The organism is Treponema sp. R6D11 (genome assembly GCF_054786075.1).
The window spans coordinates 1-6,652 of the sequence record NZ_BDHD01000101.1 but is presented as its reverse complement, the minus strand read 5'-3'; the positions used below and the strand labels follow the sequence as shown (position 1 = coordinate 6,652).

Below are 6,652 nucleotides of genomic sequence, written 5' to 3'. Positions count from 1 at the left end.
GCGTGGGCTATTATTGGACAGATTTATTCAAGCAGGAAGGATTGGACAAACGCTCAGGAAGCATGGCTTTCGGCGGCTAAAAAAGGAAATAAAACCTACCTTGCCCCGATAGCGTTATTTAACGCCGCCGCCGCCGCGGAAGAACAGGGTAATCTGGAACAGGCAATAGAGCTTTTAGAGCAGTGTGTAGCCCACAAGTTTGAGTTTCCCGCCGCCGCGCGCGCTCAATTTTCAATTGGCAGGCTTAATGAAACGCTTGGCAATAAAACAGCCGCCGTGGACGCATACCGCGTTGTTTTGAGCAAGTGGTCTGAAATACCTGTTTGGCAGAACCTTGCCAGAAGTAGAATCGCGGTCATAGAGGAAAAATGAACCTGCTAAAAACATCGGTAATATTTACGCTTTGTTTATTAGCATTATTGTCCTGCGGAATCGACGAATATTCTTATCTTCCACAAGTTTCTGAAAGCAACATTACGCGGGAATTAACTAACAAGGCGTTTATAACAACAAATTCGCTTACCAGTATTTCTTACGCAACAGGGTATATCATTTACTATAAAATATATATTATCGGTTCAGAATACGGAACTATTCCCGAATTAATAAGTAATAATTCCAGAATATCATCTGATTACAACGTTTTATATCCATACACAGACCCGTCAAACACTTCATCAATTCCTTCTTTAAACACGTTCAAGGGCAGAGGATTTTATGAGCTTGAGCTTGAAAAATCAAACATAAGAAATACCGTGCTTTCAACAGCCGGTGATTCTTTTAGTATACAATTTCCGTTAACAGACGGTGAAAAACCTTTTATTGATAGTCCTGATAATCCGATTTATCGTTCAACCGATGGGGGAGCATTTAATCCAAAACCTACCGGAGCCGGTTATAGATATTTTTTCAGTTCGCCCGAGATGAACGATTACGCGAATGCGATTCCAACAATTAACGCCGATGTTTCAGGACAAAACGGCGTATCTGAATTTGCCTACGCTTTAATGTATATTGTAGCGGTAGGGACGAATCAAAATAAAGGTAATTTTTCAAGACTTTACGGCAAACCCACATTTATCAGCATTTTTAAATTGCCAAATATAAACTAATAATAAGCAGGAAAGGCGCATCCCACACAGTGTACGGCTTTCCTTTTCACCCGTATATTTCACTATTCATAACGCGTATTCTGTCTACCAACGCTATGCTGGAAAAAGGCGATTGACAAGGAATGAAAATCGTAATAAAATAATCGTATAAACATGAAAAAAGCGCTTTTTATATTATTTATCGCCGTTTTTTTAGGATCGTGCCAAGATGAATTTGACAATGTTAAATATACAATAACCAATGATTCATCAAAAAACATCAGGTTTACATTTAATGATGTTATAAAAACTCTTGCCAAAGATACGTCAATAACCTATACCATAAACTCTGGACAAGGAAGATTTGCTCCGGAGAAAATAAGTTTTTCAGGACATATAAAAAGTATTAATTTAGAAACCATGAATAATGGTACGTCGGGAATATTTTATACTTTTACAGATAATATTCCGCTTACTCTTAATGTTGTAAATATGTTATCAATACCGATAACTATAACAGCCGATGATTTTATTGATAATCAAGGACAACCATCAATAAAAATTATAGAAGACGCAGAAGAAACGGCTTTAATTTATACATCTACCCCAAATTTTTCAGTAACAGAATCCGCTAAAGAAGAAAGAACATTAGATCCTGCGGAAGTCGGATTTATTCCGTATCCATATCCGTATCAGATTAAATTTGATTGGGAATTAATAGACGAAAATACGATGAATCTGACAATTAATTAAACGTAAACGCCGTTTGACGGGTTTATTCGTTATCAGGATACAGAGACCGATATACGTCAAAATATGATAACCATTCGCCGCCGTCACCAGATATATTTCGCGCCAGAACTGCGGTTCTTTTTAGTAAAAACAAAGATTTGCGGTCTTTTAACTTATTTTGCCTGTAAACTTTATCTTCTTTTTGGTTAACATAGTCAGTTTCTTCATTGTATTTGTATTGGAAACCCCATAATAACGATGATAACGAATGTTTTTTCATGCCGCTTTTTATTAAAAAAGATTCCGCCTGCTTAATGACAATACCGCTTGGCAAGTTTTCGTTAAGCGACGTTATAAAGCTCTCTGCTGAAAATTTGTCGGTAAATTCCACAGAGGCTATTTCCAAGTCCGCGCTGATACCTACTGACAACGGGGACGCGAATTCCATTTTTGGTAGCGGGTTAAAACCTTGAGTATACAAGACAGGAATGTCCGCTCTCCTAAACGACATCGAAAAAATCTCTATTAGGCTTAAATGCCCGTGGAATACGGCGCTTCCCTCTTTGCTAAAACCGAATAATACCCTATGTACCGACGGATCAGTTTTATGTTTAGATGTTTCGTTAACTTCTTTTTTTGCATGGTTAACAAAAGTATTTGAATTTACCGCGTTTTCAGTCTTTTTGGGCAAGCATGGGGACACTTTTGACGCTATTCCGCAATTATTACACTTTTCTTTGCATGATAATGTCCGTTGGCTTTCCTGCGACTTTTTCAATTCCTGCCGTAAATATTCACCTGTTACGCAGGAATCAATATTAGCCCATGGTATTTCATTTTTTCCCGATAAAATTTCATCTGCAATATCACGGTTATCATCAATAATTTTTTGCCAAGCTTCCCTGTTTATAAATTCGCTCCATGGGTCTAGTCTGCTTCCTTCCCGCCATGCTTTTTCGCACAAGAACCCAGCCCTCTCGTCTCCCCTGCTTAAAATGCCCTCTATTTGCGAAATAAGCGGGTCTGAAATGCTTACCTTGTGTCCCAAGGGTTTTAATTTTGAGCGAATAAAGTTTAATTTTTTTTCAGCTATTTCACTGTCAATTTGCTGCGCCCATTGGTATGGGGTATGAGGTTTTGGGATAAATATTCCTACGTTAATGTTAAAATGCATTCTGCATATGCGTCCAATATCCGCGACAAACGAAACAATTTCCTCTTCTTCGTTAAAACCGCAATCAGGGACTGGAAGCCCTATCATGAAATAAAACTTCGCTCCTTTCCAGCCGTTTTTCCTTGCCTCCGTAATTATCGAAACAACTGAATCTCTGGTTACTTCTTTGTTTATAGCCATTTGCCATAAATCTTTCGGCGTTTCTACGGCAAACGTGAGTCCGCTTTTTCTTGTTACGGCGATTTTTTCAAGTATTGAAAGCGAAAAACCTGAAACTTTAAGCGAGGGCAGTTGGAATGAAATGTGCTTATCGCTAAAGCGCGCATTAAGATTTTCTACCAATTCAGCGATTCCAGAGTAATCGCCCGATGATAACGAGGACAGGCTTATTTCCTGCCAGCCGCCTTTTGTTACCATTTCATTTATTTGCTCGGCTATAAGTTCTTCATTCTTTTGCCTGCAAGGTCTGTACCAGTAACCGGCATGGCAAAACCTGCAGCCGTTGGGACAGCCCCGCATAATTTCTACAGCGCCGTGGTGTTGCACAATTTTCATGCTTGGAATAGGGTACACATTTGATTCTTTTGAAAAATTCGTAGTTATCGCTCTTGTCGCTTTTTTTTTGCCTTTTACCCATACGCTAGAATGTTCTGCGATTTTTTTAAGCAGCTGTGCCCTACCCTTCCCTATTTTTTTTAATTCGGATAATTCTTGCGCAAGGTTAAAAAATTCATCTTCCGCCTCCCCTATCCAAAAAGCGTCAATAAACGGCGAATATGGCAATGGATTTGAAACCGCCGGACCTCCTGCAATGACTATTGGGTGAGCGGAAGTTCTCTCCTCGCAGTGAAGCGGAATTTTTGATACGTCCAACATTGTAAGTATGCCGTTTAAGCCAAGTTCATAACCAAGCGTAAACATAAACAAATCTACAGACATTGCGCTTATGCCCGTATCAAGTCCATAAATAGGAATATTATTTTCGCGTAACAATTTTTCAAAATCAGGGGCGGGGGCAAAAGCACGGTCGCAGAAAATATTTTTTTTATTGTTTAAATTATTATAGATAATTCGCACGGACTGGTTTCCCATTCCTATTTCATAAAGATCGGGAAACGCTATTATTGTGGTTAAGTCATCTTCTGAAAGTTTTTTATTTGACGCAAGTATTCCGTATTCGCCGCCTGTATAACGCGCAGGTTTTTCCACATCTAAAAGAAGACTGCCTATTTCTTTTACAGGGTCTACATACCTTACGACAGGCATTAACGGTTAAACCTTCTTATGTAAATACTTAAAGCAATGCCTATGCCAATCATAGACGCCATAATGGAAGAGCCTCCGTATGACATAAACAAAAGCGGCAAGCCTGTAATCGGCATTATTCCCATTGTCATTCCTACATTGATAATAAAGTGAAAAAATATCATTCCCGCAAGACCCGCGCAAAAATATTTGGCGAATGGATCCGTAACCGTTTTCATTGTCGATAACAGTCTGGAACAAATAAACAAAAAAAGCGCAAACACAAATAATCCACCCAAAAACCCGGCTTCTTCCGAGAATATGGAAAAAATAAAATCCGTGCTTTGTTCGGGCAAAAAGCGGTAATGGCTTTGCGTACCCTGTAAAAAACCTCTGCCTGTAACACCGCCGGCTCCAATAGCCGTAACGGACTGTATTATATTCCAACCCGCGCCTTTTGGGTCAACATTTGGATCAAGAAAAACAATAAGGCGCATTATCTGGTAATTTTTTAATACTATACGCGCGGCAAAAGAAGCTCCAAGCGAAAACACAATAATAGCCGAAGTATAAACAATCCAGAAAAAATATTTTTTCTTGAATTTAACATATCCAAAAAACGCTATGGCGGAAATTACGCCAAAAAATAATATTATAAGAACAATAACTTTTATTCTTGTTAACGCTGAAATAAAAGCAATTGATTTACGCAATATATAAGACTGCCATAAAGGTAAAACCAATAATACTCCAGTAAGCGCGATACACGATACCATAAACGCGCAAGCATAATAATTACGGAAATTTTTACAAACTCTGACATTTGTAATCCAAAAGAACCTATTCTAAGCCAGCGGGAAGAATTATAAATTTCATGACCAAACAGTAATGTATAAATAAGCGGCAAAAGAGAAAGCAAATAAATATAAAGCGATAAATTATAAATTCTCCTATAATTTATCAATGACATTATAATTGCTATTACTAAACCAATAGATGCCCATATAATTTGTTTGTAATGTTCATTTGAAACTTGAATTCCGTCCGATGTTATTCCCGATGAATAAATAAAGAAAACGCCCATTATCATAAGAAATATTACGGGAAGGAGTAATAAATAATCAATTTCAAGAATGTCGCGTAACTTCAATTTATTGTCCCCTCGCCGTTACCATATACTGGAATCCCAAAGAGCGTACCGCATCTTCAAAATTCTGTTTTCCAAAATACCCTTGAAAAATAATTGCGCTTACGGCGGAAGCCATCCATACCTGATAAGTTGAGGCTTCAATAATAACCGTAACTACTATTTGGTCGTTTGGATTTGTGCTATTATACGGAGCAAATGCCGTAAACCATGAATGCCATCTGTCCAAAAGTCCCATTTCCGCCGTTCCTGATTTTCCGGCAATCTGTACAGTTTTTATATTCAGCGGATATTGCGCGGTTCCCTGACTTACAACATATCTCATATCGCGGCGCACAGTTTCATAAACTGCAGAACTTATATTACTTTCATGAATTACTTCCGGAACCGCAGCTTTTTCTATTGCGTTTGTAACAGGATCGCGCACTTCTTTTAAAATATGAGGTTTGTAATTTTTTCCGTTATTCACAATCATACTTACTAAATTGGTCATTTGTAACGGAGTAACAAGAGAATACCCCTGCCCGATTGACATATTCATTGTATCGCCTAACACCCATTTTTCATGATATTTGCGTTCTTTCCATTGCGGTGTCGGTATAAATCCCGCAATTTCTCCCGGAATATCAATGCCCGTAACCTCGCCGTAACCGTAATCTTTTGCGTAAGATACAATTCTTTCAGCGCCTACATAATCTCTGCCTACAGTCATATAATAAATGTTACACGATTGATTTAACGCTGTTGTTAAATTCATTCTTCCATGACCTGAACGAAGATGACAATGCCAGTCGCGGTTGCCGTATCTCATAATTCCACGGCAAACTATAGTTTGTTCCGGTGAAAAAAGATTTTCAGACAAAATTGCCGTAGTTAAAATTAATTTAAAAGTTGACGCCGGCGGATAATTTGATTGAATAGCGCGGTTAATAAAAGGTTTTGCAGGATCGTCAACTAACGCCATGTAATCAGAGTTATTTCCATCCGTAAAAATATTAGGATCATACCAAGGGTAAGAAACCATTGCAAGAATCTCTCCCGTTGAAGGTCTCATAACGACAGCCGCGCCAATTTGATTGCCTATTGCTTTTTCAACAAGCGTTTGTAAAGAAGCGTCTATTGTTAAGACAAGATTTTTGCCTATATCGGGAGGCACGCGGGTAACATTTTCATCTCCTGTTATCCGTCTGCCTCTGGAATCGACGGTTCTTGTTTCCCAGCCGGGTTTGCCCCTTAACAGCGAATCATATTGCTTTTCTATAC

The 6,652-nt window shown here is 38.6% G+C and carries 7 protein-coding genes; 3 read left to right on the top strand and 4 right to left on the bottom strand.

Annotation, left to right across the window (positions count from 1 at the left end; all coding sequences use genetic code 11):
* From ACYVTD_RS08815 to ACYVTD_RS08805, 3 genes are all read left to right on the top strand, one after another.
* Positions 1 to 372 (top strand): tetratricopeptide repeat protein (locus ACYVTD_RS08815; RefSeq protein ID WP_461247408.1); only part of this gene is annotated, 372 nt, incomplete at its 5' end.
* Positions 369 to 1,112 (top strand): hypothetical protein, encoded by a 744-nt coding sequence (locus tag ACYVTD_RS08810; protein ID WP_461247407.1) that lies wholly within the window; start codon positions 369 to 371, stop codon positions 1,110 to 1,112. The genes ACYVTD_RS08815 and ACYVTD_RS08810, both read left to right, overlap by 4 nt.
* A 153-nt stretch (positions 1,113 to 1,265) precedes the next feature.
* The gene (locus ACYVTD_RS08805) at positions 1,266 to 1,844 is read left to right on the top strand and encodes a hypothetical protein (RefSeq protein ID WP_461247406.1); all 579 of its coding nucleotides are present in this window, start codon (positions 1,266 to 1,268) and stop codon (positions 1,842 to 1,844) included.
* A 22-nt stretch (positions 1,845 to 1,866) separates the two neighbouring features.
* Here ACYVTD_RS08805 and ACYVTD_RS08800 read toward each other — a convergent pair whose 3' ends face one another.
* The 4 genes from ACYVTD_RS08800 to ACYVTD_RS08785 form a co-directional block, all read right to left on the bottom strand.
* Positions 1,867 to 4,263 (bottom strand): TIGR03936 family radical SAM-associated protein, encoded by a 2,397-nt coding sequence (locus tag ACYVTD_RS08800; protein ID WP_461247405.1) that lies wholly within the window; start codon positions 4,261 to 4,263, stop codon positions 1,867 to 1,869.
* Positions 4,263 to 4,955, bottom strand: a complete 693-nt coding sequence (gene rodA / locus ACYVTD_RS08795; protein WP_461247404.1) for a rod shape-determining protein RodA — start codon at positions 4,953 to 4,955, stop codon at positions 4,263 to 4,265. Before rodA ends, ACYVTD_RS08800 begins: the two co-directional genes overlap by 1 nt.
* On the bottom strand, positions 4,922 to 5,392 hold the full coding sequence (locus ACYVTD_RS08790) for an FtsW/RodA/SpoVE family cell cycle protein (protein WP_461247403.1): 471 nt from the start codon (positions 5,390 to 5,392) through the stop codon (positions 4,922 to 4,924). Before ACYVTD_RS08790 ends, rodA begins: the two co-directional genes overlap by 34 nt.
* Before the next feature lies 1 nt (position 5,393).
* The coding region (locus ACYVTD_RS08785; protein ID WP_461247402.1) for a penicillin-binding transpeptidase domain-containing protein at positions 5,394 to 6,652 on the bottom strand (1,259 nt) is incomplete at its 5' end.